We start from the raw sequence: 21330 nt of genomic DNA on the forward strand, positions 1-21330 counted from the left end.
GTGATTCCATGTTTTATTGGTTTCACAGTCGCATTATTCTGTTGTTATAACAAATTTTTTGAAATAAATTTCATATTTCGTAGATATTTACACATGTAATCGTATATATTTATGTATAAATGTTTTTTATGAAAGGTTCTGTAAAAAATTATGGTTAATTCTAAGCAGGATGCTGAAATAGATGATGACGGAGATGTTGTTTTTAAGCAACAACGTCCCTCTACAAAAGCTGCTAGATTAGATGCTATTGAGCAGGCTTTGTTGTCTGAGGTTATTACGTCTCAGTCTCAGCTTTCTAAGGTTCTTGCTCTCCACGGCTTTAATGTTACTCAAGCTACTTTAAGCCGCGATTTAGATGAGATAAATGCTGTTAAGATTCGTTTAACCGACGGTAGGATTGCCTACGTTTTGGGGGATGGCACTGGAAATCGTCATGCAATGGATACTGTTCGTATAGATCAGCAGGTTGCTCGAACGTTATCTGGTCTTGTTACGGAAGTTGCTCACGCAAATAATATTGTTGTGATTCATACTCCATCTGGAGCCGCACAGTATGTTGCTAGCGTTATAGATCGCCAGCCTTTGAAGGGTATTTTGGGCTCTGTTGCAGGAGATGACACTGTTATTATGGTTTGCGTTTCCAATGAAGAAGCGGAAGAAAGAGCAAACTGGATGCTTACTGTTGCATCTCGCTAATTATAGAAAAATCTTAGTCGAAAATTTATTTGCGAAAATTTATTCGTGAATATTTATATTTATAACGTGTACAGTGCAAATTATGCTGTACACGTTTTTATATGTATAAGTATGATTTCTAAATTTTATATATTTTTTCACGTAATGTGACAAAAAAATAAAAATACAACAATTTGTGACATGTCTATTGCGTTTATCTCATGTGTATAATATGCTCTATATTGTTTAGTTATACAAAGCGCTGCATATGGAGGTCACATGAATACTAATAAGCGCATTGTTCTGGCGTACTCAGGCGGCTTGGATACTTCTGTAGCAATTCCTTACTTGAAAGAACAAACCGGCCAAGATGTTGTTGCCGTATCTCTTAATGTTGGTCAAGGCGGCGAAGCTCTTGATGCAATAAAGAAGCGCGCATTAGCTTGCGGTGCAGTAGAATCTTATGTTGTTGATGCGCGAGATGAGTTTGCCAACGATTATTGCATGCTCGCTTTGAAAGCAAATGCAATGTACGAAGATGTGTATCCTCTTGTTTCTGCACTATCTCGTCCACTAATTACAAAGCATTTAGTGCATGCGGCGCACGAATTTGATGCGGATACTATTGCTCATGGTTGCACCGGAAAGGGAAACGATCAAGTTCGTTTTGAAGTTGCTATCAAATCCTTAGATCCACAGTTAAAAGCAATCAGCCCTATTAGAGATTTGTCGCTTACTCGCGATGTTGAAATCGCTTTTGCAAACAGTCACCAGCTTCCAATTGAGCAAAGTAAGAAAAGCCCTTACTCAATTGATCAAAACGTTTGGGGTCGCGCAATTGAAACAGGTTTCTTGGAAGATCCTTGGAATGCTCCAACAGAAGAGTGCTATTCTTACACTCAAAATCCTATGGAGTCTCAAGAGCCTGATGAAGTGACTATCACTTTTGAAAAAGGTGTTCCAGTTGCTATTGACGGTCATAGTGTAACGCCTTTGCAAGCTATTGAAGAAATGAACGCAAGAGCAGGTGCTCAAGGAATCGGTCGAATTGACATTATTGAAGATCGTTTAGTTGGCATCAAGTCTCGCGAATTGTATGAAGTTCCAGGAGCTCAGGCTCTTATTACTGCGCATCAAGAGCTGGAAAACTGCTGTTTGGAACGTGAGCAGCACAGGCTAAAGCGTGATCTTGATAAAAAGTGGGCAGAATTTGTTTACGACGGTCAATGGTTCTCTCCAGTTGTGCGTTCTTTGAATGCGTTTATTAACGAAACTCAAGAGCATGTTTCTGGCGATATTCGAATGACTATGTACGCCGGAAAGGCTGTTGTTACTGGTAGACGCTCCGAAGAGTCTCTGTATGACTTTAACTTAGCTACGTACGATTCTTCCGATACCTTCGATCAGCGTGCTTCCAACGGTTTTATTGAAATTTACGGATTGTCAAATACTGTTGCTGCAGCTCGTGACATGCGCGTTTCAAAAAACAATTAATTTGGATTTGAGGTAATAATGATTTCTCACGATACAACAAAAAACGCTAGCAATCCGATTGCATTGTGGGGCGGGCGTTTTAGTTCCGGCCCATCTAAAGAGCTTGCTGCATTAAGCAAATCAACACAGTTTGATTGGCGATTAGCTGATGATGATATTGCTGGATCTAGAGCTCACGCGTTTGCGTTGTATCGTGCAGGTCTTCTTAGCAAAGAAGAGTATTCAGAGCTGATTTGCTCATTAAATGAATTACAAAATCAAGTTGATTCAGGAACTTTTGTTCCTATTGAAGAAGACGAAGATGAGGCAACTGCGTTAGAGCGAGGATTGCTTGAAATTGCTGGAAGCAAGTTAGGCGGAAAGCTTAGAGCAGGTCGTTCTAGAAATGATCAGATTGCAGCGCTTATACGCATGTTCTTACGCCGACATGCTCGATTTATTGCAAACCTACTGCTAACAGTTTGCAAAGCTTTAATTACGCAGTCAAAAAATGCAGAAGATGCTGTAATGCCAGGGCGAACTCATATGCAGCATGCTCAACCTATTTTACTTGCGCACCAATTAATGGCTCACGTTTGGCCACTACTGCGCAACATTCAGAGACTTGTTGATTGGGATTCACGCGCAAACGAAAGCCCTTATGGTGCTGGAGCTTTAGCTGGAAACACTCTTGGTCTCAACGCTGATGGCGTTGCTAAAGAGCTTGGTTTTGACGCTGTTTGCGCAAACTCTATTGACGCAACTGCAAGCAGAGATATTGTTGCTGAATTTGCATTTATTTCAGCAATGATTGGCGTAGATATTTCCCGGTTAAGCGAAGAAATTATTATTTGGAATACGCAAGAATTTGCTTTTGTGCGCTTGGATGACGCTTATTCAACCGGTTCTTCTATTATGCCTCAGAAAAAGAATCCAGATATTGCAGAGCTCGCAAGAGGAAAGTCTGGCAGATTAATCGGCGACTTAACAGGATTAATGGCAACTCTTAAAGGTCTTCCTACTGCTTATGCTCGCGATCTTCAAGAAGATAAAGAAGCTGTTTTTGACCAAATTGACACGCTAGAAGTGCTACTTCCAGCATTTGCAGGAATGCTAAAAACTATGCAGTTTGATTTTAAGCGTCTTCGTGAGCAATCAGCCACAGGTTTTGCGCTCGCAACAGATATTGCAGAATGGCTGGTAAAACAAGGTGTTCCATTCCGTAATGCTCATACTTTGTCTGGTTTGTGTGTAAAGCGAGCAGAAGAAATCGGCGGAGATCTTGCTGATTTAAGCGACGACGATTTTGCGAATATTTTAGACGGATTTATTGATTGCAACCAAATTCCTAATCTTAGAAAACTGCTTTCAAGTGACGGATCTGTTGCGTCTCGTTGTACTAGAGGCGGAACTGCACTAGTGCGAGTTCTTGAACAAATAAATGAAGCTGAATCTAAAGTAAATGAATATAGTAAGTTTGCTTCTTCTACAAGTGACGGTTCCGCTTATAGTTCATCTTCAAAATAATATTGTGCAAAATTGAAATATTGTGATTATGCTTTTGACAGCTTTGTAATAGTGTCTGCCTGTACTGCAAAAATTAAAAGGCTTGCGGACGCGCATAGCGCCCGATATTTCGGAATTTTTGCAATAAGGAGATACGAATGGCTCAGGTCAGGAATTACAAGGAAGCAGGTTTTGCTTCTTTGTTTGAAGAGCTAAAGTGGCGTGGATTGATTTCTCAATCTACAGACGAGAAACAGCTTGCTCAAGCACTTGACGGAGAACCATTAACGTATTATTGCGGCTATGATCCTACAGCTGCATCTTTGCATATTGGAAATCTTGTTCAGCTTATTAACATGCGCCACTTGCAGGCAGCAGGTCATCATCCTATTGCGCTTGTTGGTGGAGCAACTGGTTTGATTGGTGACCCTCGTCAAAGTGGTGAGCGAACTTTAAATTCTAAAGATATTGTTGCTGCATGGGCTGAACGTTTGCATAATCAGATTGGACGTATTCTGCCTCTTGATGGAGAAAATCCTGTTCGTTTTGTTAGCAATTACGACTGGGTTTCTAAGATGTCTGCTATTGATTTCTTGCGAGATGTTGGCAAAAACTTCCGTGTTGGCACAATGATCGCTAAGGATATTGTTGCTCGTCGCTTGAACTCAGATGAAGGTATTTCTTTTGCAGAGTTTAGTTACCAGGTTTTGCAAGGAAACGATTTCTTGTATCTCTTTGATAACTACAATGTCACTTTGCAGCTTGGTGGATCTGATCAGTGGGGTAATTTGACTTCTGGCATGGATCTGATTCGTAAGGTTCGCGGAGCTTCAGTAAACGTATTTACTAGCCCGATTATTACGGATAATCAGGGTCGCAAGTTTGGTAAGTCTGAAGGCAACGCAATGTGGCTTGACCCAACAATGTTAAGCCCATACCGCTTCTACCAGTTCTGGTTTAATCAGCCTGATGATGAAGTTGTTAAGTTACTTAAAGTTTTCACATTCTTACCAAAGAGTGAGATTGAGCGTTTAGCGCAGCAAATTCAAGAAGATCCAGGAAGCCGTGAAGCTCAGCGCGTGCTTGCTTGGGAAGTTACAAGTTTTGTTCATGGTGAAGATTTAACTAACCAAGCTATTGAAGCTTCTTCCGCACTGTTTGGCCGTGGAGATATTAAAAATATTGATGAGCAGACTCTTGAGGCTGCTTTAGATGGCGTTAAAGTGAAGTCAGAAGATGGTAGCTTAGATTTTGCAAAGTCTCACAATGGGGATCGTATTGTAGAAGCTGCGGTTTCTGCAGGTTTGTTCCGCACGATTTCCGAAGCTCGTCGCGCTATCGAAGCTGGCGGTTTGTATCTAAATAATGAACGCGTTGAAAGCGTTGACGATGTGCTTGACGATGCTTCCTTCTTGCATGGTCGTTTTGCTTTGCTTCGCCGCGGTAAGAAAGCTATTGGTGCTGTAGAGCGCGCATGATTTGTTTTTAATATTAGATTAATATTAATTTATTGTTTATTAGAATTTGAAAGGTATGCCGATAATGGGCGAAGAGCGCGGATCACGTAGTGGCAAGTCGTTTGGTAATCGTGGTAATTTTGGCCATCGAAACGGTGGTAAAAGTGGTGAAAGACGCGGTGGTTTCCATAAAGATGGATTCCACAAGAGTGGTTCTAAGAGAAGTGGTTTCCGTTCTGAAAATCGCGACGGAGAACATCGTTTTAACCGTAATCGCCGCTTTGATGATCGCCGTGATGATCGTCGTTCGCGCGATTTTGAGCATGGCGGTGAAGAAGGCGGAAATCCTCGCTACAAGAAGTTTGATGGTGAAAAACGTTTCGACCGTCGAAATAATCACAACGAGAATCGCAGAGAAAATAATCGCGGTGGAAACTTCCACAAGGATTTCCATAAAGATTCCAGAAGTGATTTTGGCGATAATCGTCGTGATAATCGCAGCGAAAATCGTCGCTTTGACAATCACCATAATAATCGTTACGACCGCAATGATCGCAATGATCGTTACGACCGCAATAATCGCAATGAAAATCGTCGCTTCGACGAACATCGCAGCTCTGAGCGCCGAAACAGCAATGCGCATGGCAATGTCAGATTTGAAAATGGACCTCGTCGCAATTCTGACGGAACGGTTTCATATCCATCACAAAACCCTTATACCGCGCGTCGCCCTGGCGAGCCTAAAATGCCAAAGGGTCTAGAGTGGGCAATGCTTTCTAAGGAAGACCGTGAGCGTTTGCGTGGCCTTTCCAAGGAGCATGCTGAAAATATTGGTCTTCATATTCTTGCAGCCTACGTTTTGCAGGAAGAGAATCCTGATCTTGCTTTGGAACACGCAAAATGGGTTGCTAAGCAGGCTTCAAGAATTGATTTTGCTCGCGAAACATTAGCTTTTGTATCTTATCGTCAAGGCGATTACAAGCTTGCTGCTAAAGAATTCCGCACTGCAATGCGCATGAACGGTTATCTCGACTACCTGCCATTTATTGCAGATTGTGAGCGCGGCATGGGCAATCTAGATAAAGCCTTAGAGATTTGCATGTCAGATGAAGCAAAAAGCCTTAAGGGTGAAGTTAAAGCCGAAATGTTCCTAGTGTACGCCGGTGTTTTGTTTGATACTGATCATGCAGATAAAGCTATTGAGCTCGTTCATGCAATGGGCCGTTCAAAGGGCTTACCTGGAGAGTATCGTATGCGTGCCGTTCAAGCTGAGCAGTACTTCTTAGAAGAAGCAGGCAGAAGCGATGAAGCCGTAGAATTAGAATCTTTGCTCGACAGTCTTGAAAATCAGTATGCTGATGCTGACGATGACGATATTAACACAGATGATATTGTTATTGACTACGATTTGGAACATTTGAACGACGCCATGATGGATGAGATTGGTGTAAGTGAAGATGATTGCGAATTTGCTCCAGAAGAAGATGAATCTGAGGATTAAAATCATTTAAGGCTATTTTTATGCAACTTGAAACGAGAAAGAATTTTTCTGCAAGTACTCGTCCTTTAAGTGAAGCTTTTAGCTTAGCTTTGCTTGATTTGGATGGTGTTGTTTATAGAGGCGGAAATTCTGTTGAGTATGCTGCTGAATCGATTGAGTCAGCTCAAAAACGCGGAATGTTTATTGAATACACAACAAATAATTCTTCTCGTTTTCAAGCTGTTGTTGCCAAACAATTGGAAAGTTTTGGTCTGAGTGTAAAACCATGGCAGATTATTACTTCATCTGTTGTTGCAGCTCGCATGGTTGCGCGTCATGTTGAGCCAGGTGCTCGTGTTCTAGTTCTTGGTGCTGAGCATTTGCTTGAGGAAGTTAAGCGTGTAGGTTTACAGCCTGTAAATTCTTGTAAAGATAATCCGCAAGCTGTTATTCAAGGCTGGTATCCTCAGATGACTTGGCAAGAAATGGCGGAAGTTTCTTTTGCTGTAGAGCACGGAGCTAAATATTTTGTTACAAATCGTGATTTAACAATTCCTCGTGAACTTGGAATAGCTCCTGGATGCGGCTCAATGATTCAGGCTGTTATTAATGCTACAGGGGTTGAGCCTGTTTCGTCTGCTGGAAAACCTGAATCTGCAATGTATGACGAGGCTCGACTGCTTGTTGCAGCAAATGCTGAACATGTAAAAACTAAATTTGAGTCAGCAGATGAAAATTATACTGAAAAGGACGAGTTTGGAAATCCTGTAATAAGTATTTCTAAATCTCTTGCTGTAGGAGACCGTCTAGATACTGATATTGAAGCAGGAACAAGGGGAGGCTACGAGTCTTTGCTTGTTCTTACTGGAGTTACGAATCCTAGAATGCTTATGCTTGCGCCGAAGTATTTGCGACCAAGCTTTGTTTCTAAAGATTTGCGAGGACTTAACGAGTCCCATAACTGCCCAGAGAGAGTGGACGAGCATACTTTTATTTGCGAAAATGCAAAAGCTGAGCTTACTGATAATCGTATTATTGAAGTAAATAATCTTAATGATTGCAATGCTTTAAGGGCTGCATGCGCGTTGACATGGAGTTTGCAAGATAATGGTGAATCTCTTGAAAACTATACTCTTCCGGAGTTTTCATTATGAGTTTTAATGAAGATTTGCGAATTTTTGTAAACTCTTCTTCACATAAACGTTTAGATTGTGCTCTTGTTGCCAGAGGATTAGCAGAAAGTAGAACAATAGCTAAGCGTTTAATTCAAAATGGTGCTGTAAACGTAAATAATAAAACTATTAAAAAATCTTCTTTTCTTGTAGAGGATTCAGAAGAAATAGTTATTTCTAAATCAGAAGGCGTAAGCTCTTTTGCTAAATATGTTTCTCGCGGAGCTCTTAAGCTAGAAGGAGCTTTTGAAGCGTTTTCTAAATACGGTTTATCTACTTCCAAGTCAACTAGAGCATTAGATATTGGTGCGTCAACAGGCGGATTTTGCGACGTTCTTTTACAAAGAGGAGTTGAGCATATTATTGCTCTCGATGTTGGTCATGGGCAGCTTAATCCTAAAATTGCGAATAATCCTAGAGTAATCGAAATGAGCGGAGTAAATATTCGTAACGTTTACGAAGAAGATTTGCCGTATAAACCTAATCTGATAGTTTCGGATGTTTCTTTTATTTCTTTAACATTTGTTATTCCAGTAATTTCGCGCATTGCTGAGCATAATGCAGATGTTGTTTTACTTGTTAAACCTCAGTTTGAGGTTGGAAAAGGAAATCTTGGAAAAGGTGGAATAGTAACAGACGAATCTTTGCGTCTTAAAGCGTTAGAAAATGTTGAAAATTGTGCTAAAGATAATAATTTGACGATTGTTTCAACAGTAAAATCTCCTATTGAAGGCACTCACGGAAACGTAGAATATTTGCTTTATGCGCATTTTGAAGGCTGATAATACAAATACTTACGCCTAATATACGTAGAAGAATTACAATAGTACTGTTATTTGAAAACAGTACGAAGGGTATTTGTGATGCAGCAACATTTCGATGAAAATACTGCTTCTGCGCCTCGACGCGCTCTTGTAGTAACTCATGCGAGACTTGATAGCCACAGTGCTGTAGTAAATCAAGTTACTTCACAGCTTACTCAAGCGGGTTTTCTAGTTGATGTTTTTCACAGTGCTGCCGTTTCTGACTTTTCTAAAACGCCTACTAATTTAGTTGATGAGCATACTGAAATTGTTGTGGTGCTTGGGGGAGATGGCACCATGCTTCAGGCTGCAGAGTTAGTGCATTGCACTACCGTGCCAATTATTGGAATAAATCTTGGTCACGTTGGTTTTTTGGCAGAATTCGAAAGCTTCCAAATTGATGAAGCAATTAGAAGAATTGCCAATAAGGATTATTCAATCGATCGACGTATGGAAGCTCATGTTGACGTGTGGCTTCCTGGAGAAACTGAGCCTTTAAGAGACTGGGCTTTGAATGATATTACGCTTGATCGTGCAGATCGTGGGCGAATGGTAGAGCTTTCAATACGAGTAGATGATGTTGAAATGTCATCTTTTGGCTGTGATGGTGTAATAGTTTCAACTCCTACTGGTTCAACAGCTTATGCGTTTTCTGCAGGTGGCTCAATTATGTGGCCAAATGTTGAAGCTCTGCAATTAGTTCCTTTAGCTGCTCACGCGCTTTTTGCTCGTCCGCTTATTATTGGCTCAGGATCTACTTTTACGATTGATATTCTTGAAGAATCTTCTTCGGGAGGCTGGATTTGCTGCGATGGCAGGCGTCAGCGTGCTCTTCCTCAAGGATCAAGGATTCAAGTTCGACAGTCTAAAGATGAGCTTTTGCTAGCTAGACTTTCGGGAGCGCCTTTTACTAAGCGTTTGGTTACAAAATTTGATTTACCAGTAGTTGGTTGGCGAGAACATAACAGTAATCAGTCAAACCGTAAATAATCCTACTTAACTAATAGCAGTAAAAACGAGGTATAGTGTGCTTGAAGAATTAGAAATACGCAATCTTGGGCCAATTTCACACGCGCTTATTACTCCTTCTTTACGAATGACTGCGATTACAGGTGAAACTGGCGCTGGAAAATCAATGCTTTTAAGTGCCATAAAACTTATCTCTGGTTCGAAATCAGATTCTGCTAGAATTTCGCCCAATGCTAAAGAAACGTGGGTGCAAGGCGTATTTAGCATCCCAAAATCAGGCGAAGTGGAAGAAATTGTTAATCAAGCTGGCATTGAGCTTGAAACTTCAGAAATTGATGAAACAAAGTCAGATATGTATGTTGCAAGAACTGTTCCTAAACATGGTCGCTCAAGGGCAACAATATCTGGATTCGCTGTTCCAAAAACTTTGCTTGAAGACGTATGTTCACAAATGGTCACGATTCATGGTCAAAGTGATCAGTTACGCATAGCAACTAGCGCAAAACAGCGCGAAATGTTAGATCTAGTGGCAAAGAATAGTGAATTAGCTAATAAGTATTTTCAAGCTTATCAAGCTTTAAAAGATGCTCAAGAAGCGTGTAATCGTCTTGAAAACCAAGAATCTTCCGCTCGTCAGAGAGCTGACTATTTGAGAGAGTCTTTAGCCCAAATAAAACAAGTAGATCCAAAACATAATGAAGATGAAGAATTGCGTGCAAAGCGCGAGCGCATTGAAAATTCTGCGCAAATTATTAACGCTGTGAGCACAGCCTTATCATCGCTTGACGTTAGTCAAATCGACTATAGTGCTTCATCGTCATCTTTAGATGCAAGAACGCTTATTGATCAGGCTGCTCAAGCATTGCGAAATATTAGAGTTGATAATTCATTTAGTAAACTCGCTCAACAGCTTGATGATATTCATGCGCAACTGGACGATATTGTAATGCAGCTTGCTCAGCAGATTGATTTTGATGCGAGTGAGGAAGATTTAGATTCTTTAAATGCAAGAATACATGATCTTAGTGAGCTTACGCGCAGATGGGGGCCAACTTTAGATGATGTTCTTAATTGGGCGCAAAAAGCTCAGTTTGAACTTGAAGATTTAGATGATTCTCCAGAAGCTATTGAGCGCGCTAGGGCCGCTTGTAATAAGCGTTACGATGAAGCTTTTGATTTAGCCAAGAAATTATCTGCCACTCGTGTGAAAGCAGCTAAAAAGCTTAGTGATGATGTTAGTAATGAGCTATCTTCTTTAGCAATGGATGGCGCTCAATTAAATGTTCGAGTAAATTCTAGAAGTGAGAATCAAGATGGTTTCGTTGATCTCGATTCAAACGGCATTGACGATATTGAGTTTCTTTTTAGACCATTTCCAGCTTCGCCAGATTTACCAATGGGCAAAAGTGCTTCTGGCGGTGAGCTAAGTAGGCTGATGCTTGCAATGGAACTTGTTGTTGCAAGAATGCGCGAGCATGATGATAAAAACATGACTTTTATTTTTGACGAAGTTGATGCAGGAGTTGGTGGCGCTGCAGCAGTTGAACTAGGAAAGCGTTTGGCTAAACTTGCTAAACATTCGCAAGTGATTGTTGTTACGCATTTGCCTCAAGTGGCCTCTTTTGCTGATGCTCAATATGCTGTGCAAAAAAATATTTCACCTGTTAATAATGGTGATTTTGAAAGTCAAGAAGCGGATACTACTGTTAATCTACTCGAAGGTAAATCTCGTGAGCTGGAAATCGCTCGTATGCTTGCTGGAAGTAACTCTAAAACTTCGCTTGAACATGCGCATGAATTGTTGGAAACGAGTAGAAAGATAATTGATGACGCTGCAGAATAATAATTCGTTTTTTAAGGCTGCTATTTTTGATTTTGACGGAACTCTTATTGATTCTCTTGGAGTTTGGGATGATATTGATAAAAAGAGTTTCGCAAAACGCGGCTTAAATGTTCCGGATATTTTTGCAAATACTACAGCAGCTATGAATCCTCGCCAAATTGCAGATTATGTTATTGAACATTACGGTTTTAGTGAATCTCCTGAAGAACTAATGAAGGAGTGGTCAGATATGGCGTTTGATGCTTATGCTAATCATCTTCCTCTTAGAAAGGGAGCTTACGACTACGTTAAATACTTGCGTTCTAAAAAAGTAAAGATGTTTCTTATTACAACTCTTTCCAAAACTTTATGCCAGCCTGCGTTAAGAAGGCTTAATATTTTAGATTGTTTTGATTTTTTGCAATTTGGGGAAGATCTATCTAAAGAAGGAAAAAACAGTTATAAAACTTATGTTGATATAGCAGAAACTCTTAAGGTCGCTACAAAAGATTGTGCAGTTTTTGAAGATTCTGCAACTGCGCTAAATTCTGCTCAACAAGCTGGAATGAAAACATACGGTATTGTAGATGAATCGTGCTCAAAAAATGATTTAGACTTGCCATTTAGGAAATGCTTAGAAGTATTTTCCAACTTCGATGATGCTCCAAAAAGTTGATGAGGTTTCACATACCCCGGGTTTTGTCGCGTACACAAGTGCACACGGATGGCCATCCATCTCGATTTGACGTTACCGCCAAACTCTAGCAGTCTACCCGAAGACTCAGGCGAGCAGCCTTTAAGCGTCTTCTGCTTGACCTTGCTCCCAATGAGGCTTGCCATGCGACTAACTGTTACCAGAAGTCCGGTGGTCTCTTACACCGCCGTTTCACCCTTACCCAAACGAAACGTTCGGGCGGTCTATTCTCTGTTGCGCTATCTCTCAGGTCGCCCTGGGCGGACGTTATCCGCCATTGTGCTCTGTGGAGCCCGGAAGTTCCTCAGTCACTCCGAATGAACATTGTGACCGCGGCCATCGTGAAACCTCAACCTTCCCAAGTATAGCAGATATTGTTCATATCGTAAAAAATTAGTTGTTTTGCGTAAATTTTCGAAATAATTATGAAATTTTTTGCTTAAATTTAATAACTTGCTAGTTTCTTATTGATTTAGCAGATATAATAGAAGCACCGACGGCATCGTGGCAGTCGGCTGATACAAATCGAACTTAGGTTCGAATCTATATGGGGAGGTTTCGCATGGAAATCGTCATTACTGGTCGTCATACGCAGATTAATCAAAGGTTCCGTGACGTTGTAGAAAGTAAGATGAATCGCGTAACCGCTATTGCTCCTGATGCGCAGCGCGTTCAAATTGTGTTGACTCATGAAGGTAATCCAAGGCAGGCAGATACTGCAAAGCGAGTTGAAATTACTGTTGTTGCAGGTAGCACCGTGATTCGCGCAGAAGCTTCTAGCACTGATCAGTACAGTGCTCTCGACATGGCTCTAGATAAGTTGACGCTACGTTTGCGCCGCACGCGTGATCGCCGCAAGGATCATCGCCGCGGATACACGGAAATGGTTCCTGTTGATATGGGCGCTGTTGAGCCAGAAATTGACATGAAAATTGAGGAGCCTAGTGAGGATGTTGCCAATAGTGCAGATGCAGCTGTTGCTTCTGATTTAGGCCCTGGTGAGTCTGTGGAAGTTAGCGTTGGTGACACGCCTATTGTTATTCGACGCAAGCTTCATATTGCAGAGCCTATGAGCATTGATGAAGCTTTGTACGAGATGGAATTAATTGGTCACGATTTCTTCCTGTTTGTTAATAAAGAAACAATGCGACCATCTGTTGTGTATCGTAGGCATGGATGGAGCTATGGTGTGTTTGAGATTGATACACCTGAAAATGTTGCTAAGAAAAAGTAATAATAAAATAATTACGAAAATTAATAAAAGTATTTAGGAGTTTGTAAAAATTAAGTTAGATTAACAAAATGCCCGTCGGCTAGATGGCTAGGCGGGCATTTTATTTGTTACACCGACTCGCGTGCTTATAAAAATCGCTGCCGTCGCGTAATATAGGCACAGTTTACGTCTATGTTGGCTAGGCCGTCTTCATAGACATGACCTAAGGGAGCAAAACGTGGTAGATATCGTCGATAAAGCCTTGCGTATGGGTGAAGGCCGTCAGTTAAAGCGCCTTGAGAACGTTGCCAAGGCTGTGAATGCGTTGGAAGATGAAATTTCTGCGCTTTCCGATGAAGAATTGAAGGGTCAAACCGCTAAATTTAAGCAGCGCTTAGATAATGGTGCAAAACTGGATGATTTGATGCCTGAAGCCTTCGCTACTGTTAGAGAGGTTTCAAAGCGTACGCTTGGCCAGCGTCACTTCGATGTTCAGCTTATGGGCGGTGCGGCATTGCATTGGGGCAATATCGCAGAAATGAAAACTGGTGAAGGTAAAACACTTGTTGCAACTTTGCCAAGCTATTTGAATGCTTTGGAAGGCAAGGGCGTTCACGTTGTTACAGTTAACGACTACCTTGCAAGCTACCAGAGTGAGCTTATGGGTCGTATTTACCGATTCCTCGGCATGAGTGTTGGCTGCATTATTACCGATCAGCAGCCACCTGAGCGTCGTAAGCAATACAACGCTGATATTACTTACGGCACTAACAACGAGTTTGGTTTCGATTACTTGCGCGATAACATGGCGTGGGAAAAGAGCGAGCTTGTGCAGCGCGGTCACCACTATGCTATTGTCGATGAGGTTGATTCTATTCTTATTGATGAAGCTCGTACACCTTTGATTATTTCTGGTCCTGCTGAAGGTGATGTAACTCATTGGTATCGCGAGTTTGCAAAGCTTGTTTTGAAGCTTAACCGTGATGTTGATTACGAGATTGATGAAAAGAAGAAAACTGCAGGTATTCTCGATTCTGGTATTGCTAAGATTGAGGATTACTTGGGTATTGATAACCTTTACGAGCCAGCTAATACTGCTCTTATTGGTTATTTGAACAATGCTCTTAAAGCTAAGGAACTCTTCCTTCTTGACCGCGATTATGTGGTTACTAATGGTGAGGTTTTGATTGTCGACGAGCATACTGGTCGTGTTCTTCCAGGACGTCGTTACAGTGAAGGCTTGCATCAAGCTATTGAAGCTAAGGAAAACGTGGAAGTTAAGGCAGAAAATCAGACTTTTGCTACTATTACTTTGCAAAATTACTTCCGCATGTATGACAAGCTTGCTGGTATGACTGGTACTGCAGAAACTGAAGCTGCAGAATTTATGGGAACATACAAGCTTGGCGTTCTTCCAATTCCTTCTAATCGTCCAGTTATTCGTATGGATAAGGATGATTTAATCTTCCGCACTAAGAAAGAAAAGCTTACTGCTATTGTGCGCGACGTTGCTGAACGCCATGCAAAGGGTCAGCCAGTATTGCTTGGTACTGCTTCTGTTGAATCTTCAGAAATTCTTTCTTCGCTTCTTGATGTTGCTCGCATTCCTCACCAGGTTTTGAATGCTAAGCAGAATGCTAAGGAAGCTGCTGTTGTTGCTGTTGCAGGCCGTAAGGGTGCTGTAACTGTTGCTACTAACATGGCAGGTCGTGGTACTGATATTATGCTCGGCGGCAATGTTGAGTTCCTTGCAGACGCTAAGTTGAAGTCTGAAGGATATTCTCCAGACGATACTCCTGAAGAGTATGAGAAGCGTTGGCCGGGCGTTTTGGCCGAAGTTAAAGAGCAGGTTAAGGACGAGCACGAAGAAGTTAAGAAGCTTGGTGGCTTGTATGTGCTTGGTACTGAACGTCACGAATCTCGCCGTATTGATAACCAGCTTCGAGGCCGTTCTGGTCGTCAGGGTGATCCTGGCGAATCCCGCTTCTACTTAAGCTTGGAAGATGATTTGATGCGCCTATTCAACACTCAGCTTGTTGCTCGTGTTATGGCTAAGGGCTTGCCAGAGGGCGAACCAATCGAATCTAAGTATGTTTCTAACGGTGTGCGCACGGCGCAGAAGACTGTTGAAGCTCGTAACTTTGAAATGCGTAAGAACGTTTTGAAGTATGACGATGTTATGAATAAGCAGCGTACTGTTATCTATGCAGAACGTCAGATGGTTCTTAAGGGTGAAGATATTCATGAGGACATCTTGAAGTTCATCAGTGACACTGTGGAAAGCTATGTTCGTGGCGCAATGAACGGTTCTGATAAGCCAAAGAACTGGGATTTGGACGGCTTGCAAAACGCTTTGTTAGCAGTTATGCCTGTTATTCTCGATTGGGATCAGGTTCGTGAAACAATTTCTAAGCTTAAAGGTGAAAAAGCTGTTATTGCTTTGCGAGATTTGATTGTTGATAACGTAAACAATTTCTACGATATCTTTGAAAAGCGCATTGGATCTGACGCAATTCGTCAGATTGAGCGCCGTGTTGTGCTGGCTGTGCTTGATCGCAAGTGGCGTGAACATCTTTATGAGATGGACTACTTGAAGGATGGTATTGGTCTTCGTGGCATGGGCCAGCGCGATCCTCTTGTTGAGTATCAGCGTGAAGGCTATCAGATGTACAACTCCATGATTGAAGCAATCAAGGAAGAAAGTGTGCAGCTTCTGTTCCACATTAATCTTGAGCAGGTTGCTTCTACAGAAGATACTTCTTCTGATTCTTCTGTCGATGAGGATGTTGCTCAGGCAGAAGCAGAAGTTGATTCTCAAGATCAGCAATCTGGAATTGTTGGACCTGCACCTTTGAGCCATGCTGAAGGCGATGTTCCGTTAAGCATGCGACCAAAGAACGAAGAGTGGAAGACCCCTTGGTCTGATGGTCGTACGTTCCCAGGAACTAACAAGAATGATGAATGCCCATGCGGTTCTGGACGTAAGTACAAGCTTTGCCATGGACAGAATGAAGCTGAAAACTAAGCAAAACTTAAACTAGAACTTTAAGTGAAAATTTAAGCTTAGAAAAATAAAATAAAAATAAATAAGCTAAAAGTAAAGTAGAAGGCTACATACGTTTTGTATTGGCCTTCTACTTTTTTATTCACAATACTTTTATGCAATCTATAAAGCGTTTATTTTGCAGACATGTTTTTTATGCTTTTGTTAGACTCTAGCTCCATGCCCATAATCTCTATAATCTTCTTTATAAGGATCTGGTTTTTTACGGCTTAAAAAGATCCCTAATCCGCCTAAAAGCATGAAGATTGCGCTTATAATTCCAACAATAGTTGCGAGCGATGGAATAAAAGCACTCAAAATAATACCAGCAATACCAACAGCAAAAACAGTCCATAAAACAAATGTAACTGGAGAAATATCTTCCAACTTTGGATTAGGAGGCACAAAATCATCGCCATACTCGTCCATAGTCGTATCTACGTCAAGCCAACTTGAGCGAGTATTGTCGCGTGGTCCGCTACTATTTTTTGCAATCAAATAAAAATTATGTGCATTCTCTTTCTTCTTAGCATGCTTTTCAAAACTTTTTGCGTCGAGAGAATTAGAAATATCTTTTAAATCATCCGAATGATCCGCAATAAAATTCAGCCAATCATCTTCGAAATTTTTACTATTCTTTGCATCGTCATTATTTGATGATTGTGACATTCCTTTTCCGTAACGGTGAGGGTCGTTGGTATCCTTAGAAGAAGTCATGAATTATACTCTAGCAAGTGTGCCTGATTCTTGGTGTGCAAATTAGCGGGTGTCTGCTTGCTTGCAGAAAGGATAAGCTATGTTGTACTGGTTCTTCGTGAAGGGTCTTGGGGGTATTGCCCGCATGAGGATTCATCCATCAGCAAAAGGCGTTCAAAATGTTCCTAAAAAAGGTGGAGCAATTATTGCAGCAAATCATCTTGCTGTTATTGACGATGCTCTACTTCCTTTAACTTGCCCACGTATGATTCACTTTATGGGTAAAGCCGAATATTTTGAAGGAAAAGGATTAAAGGGACGTTTTAAGAAGTGGTGGTTTACTTCCGTTGGTGTGTTCCCAGTTGATCGTTCTGGTGGTTCAAAATCTCTCGGTGCTCTAAATCATGCTCGTGAAATTATAGAAAAAGGTCAGCTTTTCGGCATTCATATTGAGGGCACAAGAAGCCCAGACGGAAAACTGTATCGAGGTCATACTGGTGCTGCTCGTCTTGCTCTTGAAACTGGATGTCCAATCATTCCTGTGGCAATTATTGGCACAAGAGATTTGCAGGTTCAAGGTCAGATAATTCCTGCCAAAGGCAAAACGCAGGCAATCTATGGTGAGCCTATTCAAGTAGAGCGTGTAAAAGACGAAAGTGAGATTACTCACGAGCGTCTTCGTGAAATTACTGATCAAATAACGAAAGCAATTCAACAGATGAGCGGTCAAGAGTACGTTGACGAATATGCTCAAACTGTAAAAGAACGAATGCGTCAAGCTGCAAAAGATAATCAGGCTAATAAGCAATGACGTGCACTAATGCACGTTAGTAACAGTTGGAAAGCTGTAAGCCAAGAACCAGTGAAGATGGCAGATACAGTAAGTTAACTGTATCTTAGATTACTGTAAGAGTAATAACAGAAGGATTGCCGTGTGAATCCTTCAAAGGAACTTCGCTACCAGCTCCAGGAGATTGGAACCTAACTACATGCATATAATCTCCAAGAGGAGCCGATATTTTAACCTGTAGACCAAGGCTTTCAATAATCCTACGAGCTTCTGCAGTGTTTTTGCCGCAAACATTTGGTAAGGTAACAGATTTAGGTCCTTTTGAAACAACAACTTTTACACTGTCTCCCCAGTGCATTTGAGTGCCAGCGTCAACCGAAGCGCTAATAATCCTACCTTTTGCAACAGTATCGCTATTTTCCTCTTCGTACTTTACGTCTAATTTAGCACCGCTAAGAGCAACGTCAGCATCATCCTTAGTGTGATTAACAATATCCGGCATTTGAACAGGCATAGGTCCTTTAGAAAGAAGCAAACTAACTTCCTCATTGTGATTCATGCGCGTGCCCGGTTTAGGAGTAATGTCAACAACGCTTCCTTCTGGGACTTCAAGAGAGTAAACGTCGAGTGAAGTTCGATGAATAATATGAGTAAATCCAGCTTTACGAAGTGCTTGCAATGGTTTCTTACCATTACGAGTTTTTGGATTAGTAATATCAGACGGAATTGTAGCTTTTTTAATACCGCGCGAAAGTATAATACGAAGCTTACTATTCGAGTGCTTACTAATGTGACTTCCAACAACATCAGGCACAGTGGCAAGAACTTTCCCTGAATCAACATCGTCACTGTAGTCTTTGGAAACAGTGTAAGGAATTCCAGCAACCTTCAAAGTATGCTCATATTCTTGCCAACTAATATCTTTAACTTTGCAAGCTGCTTGATTTGCGCATCGAAGATCATCCGGCTTAGGAAGCGTCCAGTAGCTGCCAGGGCCTAGGAAGTACCAGAAGCTTCCAATAGCACCAAGAACTAGCACTGCAATAACACTTCCTACTGCAATAGCAATTACTCGCTTTTTAGAAGATGAATCTTTTTTAGAGTCTGAATTAAAACTTGCAGGATGCAATGTTGGAATTAGTGGATTTATAGAAGTCTTATTGCGATTAAGCTCGTGTGAATCAATTGCAATAGTTGGCATATTGCTGTCGTCAAATTCTTCAAGCGGATTGCTTTGAGAATCAGAGTTAGTATTTTCTTCAGATTCTACAGCGGCAGTGCTTATTGCTTGAGTAGCATCTAAATCGCTTGTAGAATCATCTGAATCTTGAGAATACTTATAATCTTTAGTTTTATTATCGCTATCAGACTTATCAATATCTGTAAGGCGCAGATTATCTAGAGGAGATAATGAGTCGGAATCTTGCTCTTCCTTAACAGCATCAATTTTATATTGCCAGTCTTCAGCACTTAATTGTTTTGAAAGATTTCGCAATTGCGTTAATGCTTCGATAGCATTATCTGGTCGATCGTTCATATCGCGCGCAGTAAGCTTAGATATAAATTGCGCAACTTTTTCGTTAATATCTGGGCACGCTGTGCTTATTGAAGGAGTGTTTTCGTGAACATGCTTAAACACTAGCGTTACAGGATTGTCTGCAGTAAAAGGAACTCGTCCCGCAAGCATTTCCCATGCCATCATTCCAGCAGAATATAAATCACCTTGAGGTGTTGCAAGATTGTTCTCAATAAGTTCTGGAGCAAGATAAGCCGCAGTTCCAAGCAATAATCCGGTAGAAGAAAGAGTTGCTTGGGATATTGCGCGAGCCAAGCCAAAATCAGTAATCTGCACGTGACCGCGATCATTAATCAAAATATTTTCAGGCTTAATATCTCTGTGCACGACTCCAGCTTGGTGTGCGGAAGCAAGACCGTCTAAAGTTTCAGCCAACAAGCGTAAAGTATCGCGAACACTAAAAGTGCCTTGCATGTTCATTTCGTAGCGCAAATTAACGCCGTGCACATACTCCATAACAAGATAATCAAGACCGTCGTATTCACCAGTGTCATAAACTTGAACAATATGCGGGTTTGCTATAGCTGCTGCAGAAGTTGCTTCTCTGCGGAATCTAGCAATAAACTGCTGACGATGTACTCCTTGAGCAAGCTGAGTGTGCATTATTTTAATTGCGACAGGCCTATCGAGACGCTCATCCTGCGCCTGGTACACCGTAGCCATACCACCTTGAGCAATTTTACGCACAATACGATAGCGATTTTCAATGCACATTCCAGGCTGAACCTGAGTAGCTTCATCCATTGTCACAATCCTTATACGCGTAAACCTTGCTTACTATTTACAAGCCTACGTATGATTTTACAAGTAACGTAGTAAGTATGGTTGCTTTCGATAGTTACACTCAAATACTATTGTACATTACGCCATGCTTCAGGTATAAAGCGTTCGCTTATATTGTGAAGTATTGCTTTACCGCTGCCACTTAGAGGACTTTCATCAATTGAATTATTTGACTTCTGCCAAAGATTCATAATACGCTGTTTTGAACGTTCAATAGCTCCCGAAGTATGGTAGATTTGTATTATTTTTTCAACGTCGCTTTCACTGCGTTCTTCGCTTGTATAAGCTTTCGTTAGTATTTCTTTTTCTTGGTCACTGCCGTATTGCAACGCGTCTGCAAGTAGCACAGCACGTTTTCCTTCGCGAATATCTCCACCAATAGGTTTTCCTGTAAGCTTGCTATCTGAAACAATGTCAAGCAAATCGTCAGCAAGCTGGAAAGCAATCCCAAGAGGATCTCCAATAGAATTAGCAAGATTATAAGCATCGTTTGGATTCATTGATGCAGCAAGAAAACCAAGTGTTAAAGGAGCAATAGTTGTATAACTTGCTGTTTTCCACCTAAACACATTAAGAGAAGACTGTGCAAGCTCAGATGGATTATCAAGTTGCATCATTTCAATAGACAAATCCAAAACTTGACCAATACCTACATTTCGTTGCATTGAAGCAAAAGCTTGAAGTAATTCTTCACTATAAGTAAAATATTTCGCCGAATTTCTAGTAATATCAAAGCTTTCTGTAGCAAGCAAATCACCAAGCATAAGGCCAAGCCCTGAGCCTATGTGCTTGTTGTTGCATACAGAACTTAATGCACAATATGCACTCGGTTTTCCACGTCTTAAAGCTGACTCGTCAATAATGTCGTCATGAATTAATGCTGCGGTTTGAAATACTTCTAAAGCACAAGCAATATCAAATAAAGCTTTATCTTGAATCTTATTCGTAGTTTTTTCGCTAGAAGCAGCATTATAAGCACTTATAGTAAGTAGAGCTCTCAGCCTTTTACCGCCTTCGCTAGAAACGATAGCTTGCTTTATTACCTGCTGTAAAGTTGTTTTACAGGTTGAAGAAAGATTATTTTCGGCGCTTGTGCAAAATTGTTGCGAAATTAAATACGCAATTCGAGATTCAATAGCAGCAAGATTGCAAGTATCGTCCGTTAAAGTGCTCATATT

The 21330-nt window shown here is 41.1% G+C and carries 16 protein-coding genes and 1 other RNA gene; 13 read left to right on the forward strand and 4 right to left on the reverse strand.

Annotated features, from left to right (window positions below; all coding sequences use genetic code 11):
* Positions 1–150: 150 nt before the first annotated feature.
* From ACLD6A_RS01200 to ACLD6A_RS01245, 10 genes are all read left to right on the forward strand, one after another.
* Positions 151–696 (forward strand): arginine repressor, encoded by a 546-nt coding sequence (locus ACLD6A_RS01200; RefSeq protein WP_410313350.1) that lies wholly within the window; start codon positions 151–153, stop codon positions 694–696.
* A gap of 258 nt (positions 697–954) precedes the next feature.
* The gene (locus tag ACLD6A_RS01205) at positions 955–2169 is read left to right on the forward strand and encodes an argininosuccinate synthase (protein WP_004134896.1); all 1215 of its coding nucleotides are present in this window, start codon (positions 955–957) and stop codon (positions 2167–2169) included.
* 18 nt (positions 2170–2187) lie between these two features.
* Positions 2188–3675, forward strand: a complete 1488-nt coding sequence (gene argH / locus ACLD6A_RS01210; protein ID WP_410313351.1) for an argininosuccinate lyase — start codon at positions 2188–2190, stop codon at positions 3673–3675.
* 137 nt (positions 3676–3812) lie between these two features.
* On the forward strand, positions 3813–5132 hold the full coding sequence (tyrS, locus tag ACLD6A_RS01215) for a tyrosine--tRNA ligase (RefSeq protein ID WP_116793981.1): 1320 nt from the start codon (positions 3813–3815) through the stop codon (positions 5130–5132).
* Between the two features lie 64 nt (positions 5133–5196).
* Positions 5197–6612 carry a hypothetical protein gene (locus tag ACLD6A_RS01220; protein ID WP_116793982.1) on the forward strand — a complete coding sequence of 472 codons (1416 nt, stop codon included), beginning with the start codon at positions 5197–5199 and terminating at the stop codon, positions 6610–6612.
* A 20-nt stretch (positions 6613–6632) separates the two neighbouring features.
* Complete coding sequence (locus tag ACLD6A_RS01225) at positions 6633–7745, forward strand: HAD-IIA family hydrolase (RefSeq protein ID WP_410313352.1); 1113 nt, start codon at positions 6633–6635, stop codon at positions 7743–7745.
* Positions 7742–8545, forward strand: coding sequence for a TlyA family RNA methyltransferase (locus tag ACLD6A_RS01230; protein ID WP_410313353.1), 804 nt, complete (start codon positions 7742–7744; stop codon positions 8543–8545). The genes ACLD6A_RS01225 and ACLD6A_RS01230 overlap by 4 nt, the downstream gene beginning before the upstream one ends.
* 81 nt (positions 8546–8626) lie before the next feature.
* The gene (locus ACLD6A_RS01235; protein ID WP_116793985.1) at positions 8627–9556 is read left to right on the forward strand and encodes an NAD kinase; all 930 of its coding nucleotides are present in this window, start codon (positions 8627–8629) and stop codon (positions 9554–9556) included.
* A gap of 37 nt (positions 9557–9593) precedes the next feature.
* Positions 9594–11378, forward strand: coding sequence for a DNA repair protein RecN (gene recN / locus ACLD6A_RS01240; RefSeq protein WP_410313354.1), 1785 nt, complete (start codon positions 9594–9596; stop codon positions 11376–11378).
* The gene (locus ACLD6A_RS01245; RefSeq protein WP_410313355.1) at positions 11362–12033 is read left to right on the forward strand and encodes an HAD family hydrolase; all 672 of its coding nucleotides are present in this window, start codon (positions 11362–11364) and stop codon (positions 12031–12033) included. Before recN ends, ACLD6A_RS01245 begins: the two co-directional genes overlap by 17 nt.
* Here the strand turns inward: ACLD6A_RS01245 and rnpB are convergent.
* Positions 12030–12403, reverse strand: an RNA gene (rnpB, locus tag ACLD6A_RS01250) — RNase P RNA component class A. The genes ACLD6A_RS01245 and rnpB overlap by 4 nt on opposite strands.
* A gap of 210 nt (positions 12404–12613) precedes the next feature.
* Between rnpB and hpf the strand changes: the two genes are divergently transcribed.
* On the forward strand, positions 12614–13285 hold the full coding sequence (gene hpf / locus ACLD6A_RS01255) for a ribosome hibernation-promoting factor, HPF/YfiA family (RefSeq protein ID WP_004128140.1): 672 nt from the start codon (positions 12614–12616) through the stop codon (positions 13283–13285).
* A 217-nt stretch (positions 13286–13502) separates the two neighbouring features.
* Positions 13503–16289, forward strand: a complete 2787-nt coding sequence (gene secA / locus ACLD6A_RS01260; RefSeq protein WP_004136105.1) for a preprotein translocase subunit SecA — start codon at positions 13503–13505, stop codon at positions 16287–16289.
* Between the two features lie 183 nt (positions 16290–16472).
* Here the strand turns inward: secA and ACLD6A_RS01265 are convergent, their stop codons facing one another.
* Positions 16473–17024: a hypothetical protein gene (locus ACLD6A_RS01265; RefSeq protein ID WP_004136106.1), complete on the reverse strand. Its 552-nt coding sequence runs from the start codon at positions 17022–17024 to the stop codon at positions 16473–16475.
* Positions 17025–17103: 79 nt separating this feature from the next.
* Between ACLD6A_RS01265 and ACLD6A_RS01270 the strand changes: the two genes are divergently transcribed.
* A complete protein-coding gene (locus ACLD6A_RS01270; protein WP_004136107.1) occupies positions 17104–17814 on the forward strand; it encodes a lysophospholipid acyltransferase family protein in 711 nt (236 codons plus the stop codon).
* A gap of 85 nt (positions 17815–17899) precedes the next feature.
* Here ACLD6A_RS01270 and ACLD6A_RS01275 read toward each other — a convergent pair whose 3' ends face one another.
* A complete protein-coding gene (locus tag ACLD6A_RS01275) occupies positions 17900–20113 on the reverse strand; it encodes a protein kinase domain-containing protein (protein WP_410313356.1) in 2214 nt (737 codons plus the stop codon).
* Between the two features lie 107 nt (positions 20114–20220).
* Positions 20221–21327: a polyprenyl synthetase family protein gene (locus ACLD6A_RS01280; protein WP_410313357.1), complete on the reverse strand. Its 1107-nt coding sequence runs from the start codon at positions 21325–21327 to the stop codon at positions 20221–20223.
* Between the last annotated feature and the right edge of the window lie 3 nt (positions 21328–21330).

This window comes from Gardnerella sp. Marseille-Q9691 (assembly GCF_046507715.1).
Classification (GTDB): Bacteria; Actinomycetota; Actinomycetes; order Actinomycetales; family Bifidobacteriaceae; genus Bifidobacterium; species Bifidobacterium greenwoodii.

Excerpts from the sequence above, each read along its gene's own strand:
- argH (WP_410313351.1), top strand. The coding sequence starts at position 2,188 with ATGATTTCTCACGATACAACAAAAAACGCTAGCAATCCGATTGCATTG.
- ACLD6A_RS01230 (WP_410313353.1), top strand. The coding sequence starts at position 7,742 with ATGAGTTTTAATGAAGATTTGCGAATTTTTGTAAACTCTTCTTCACAT.
- ACLD6A_RS01205 (WP_004134896.1), top strand. The coding sequence starts at position 955 with ATGAATACTAATAAGCGCATTGTTCTGGCGTACTCAGGCGGCTTGGAT.
- ACLD6A_RS01270 (WP_004136107.1), top strand. The coding sequence starts at position 17,104 with ATGTTGTACTGGTTCTTCGTGAAGGGTCTTGGGGGTATTGCCCGCATG.
- ACLD6A_RS01275 (WP_410313356.1), bottom strand. The coding sequence starts at position 20,113 with ATGGATGAAGCTACTCAGGTTCAGCCTGGAATGTGCATTGAAAATCGC.
- ACLD6A_RS01280 (WP_410313357.1), bottom strand. The coding sequence starts at position 21,327 with ATGAGCACTTTAACGGACGATACTTGCAATCTTGCTGCTATTGAATCT.
- ACLD6A_RS01200 (WP_410313350.1), top strand. The coding sequence starts at position 151 with ATGGTTAATTCTAAGCAGGATGCTGAAATAGATGATGACGGAGATGTT.
- ACLD6A_RS01235 (WP_116793985.1), top strand. The coding sequence starts at position 8,627 with ATGCAGCAACATTTCGATGAAAATACTGCTTCTGCGCCTCGACGCGCT.
- tyrS (WP_116793981.1), top strand. The coding sequence starts at position 3,813 with ATGGCTCAGGTCAGGAATTACAAGGAAGCAGGTTTTGCTTCTTTGTTT.
- hpf (WP_004128140.1), top strand. The coding sequence starts at position 12,614 with ATGGAAATCGTCATTACTGGTCGTCATACGCAGATTAATCAAAGGTTC.
- ACLD6A_RS01220 (WP_116793982.1), top strand. The coding sequence starts at position 5,197 with ATGGGCGAAGAGCGCGGATCACGTAGTGGCAAGTCGTTTGGTAATCGT.
- ACLD6A_RS01225 (WP_410313352.1), top strand. The coding sequence starts at position 6,633 with ATGCAACTTGAAACGAGAAAGAATTTTTCTGCAAGTACTCGTCCTTTA.
- ACLD6A_RS01245 (WP_410313355.1), top strand. The coding sequence starts at position 11,362 with ATGACGCTGCAGAATAATAATTCGTTTTTTAAGGCTGCTATTTTTGAT.
- ACLD6A_RS01265 (WP_004136106.1), bottom strand. The coding sequence starts at position 17,024 with ATGACTTCTTCTAAGGATACCAACGACCCTCACCGTTACGGAAAAGGA.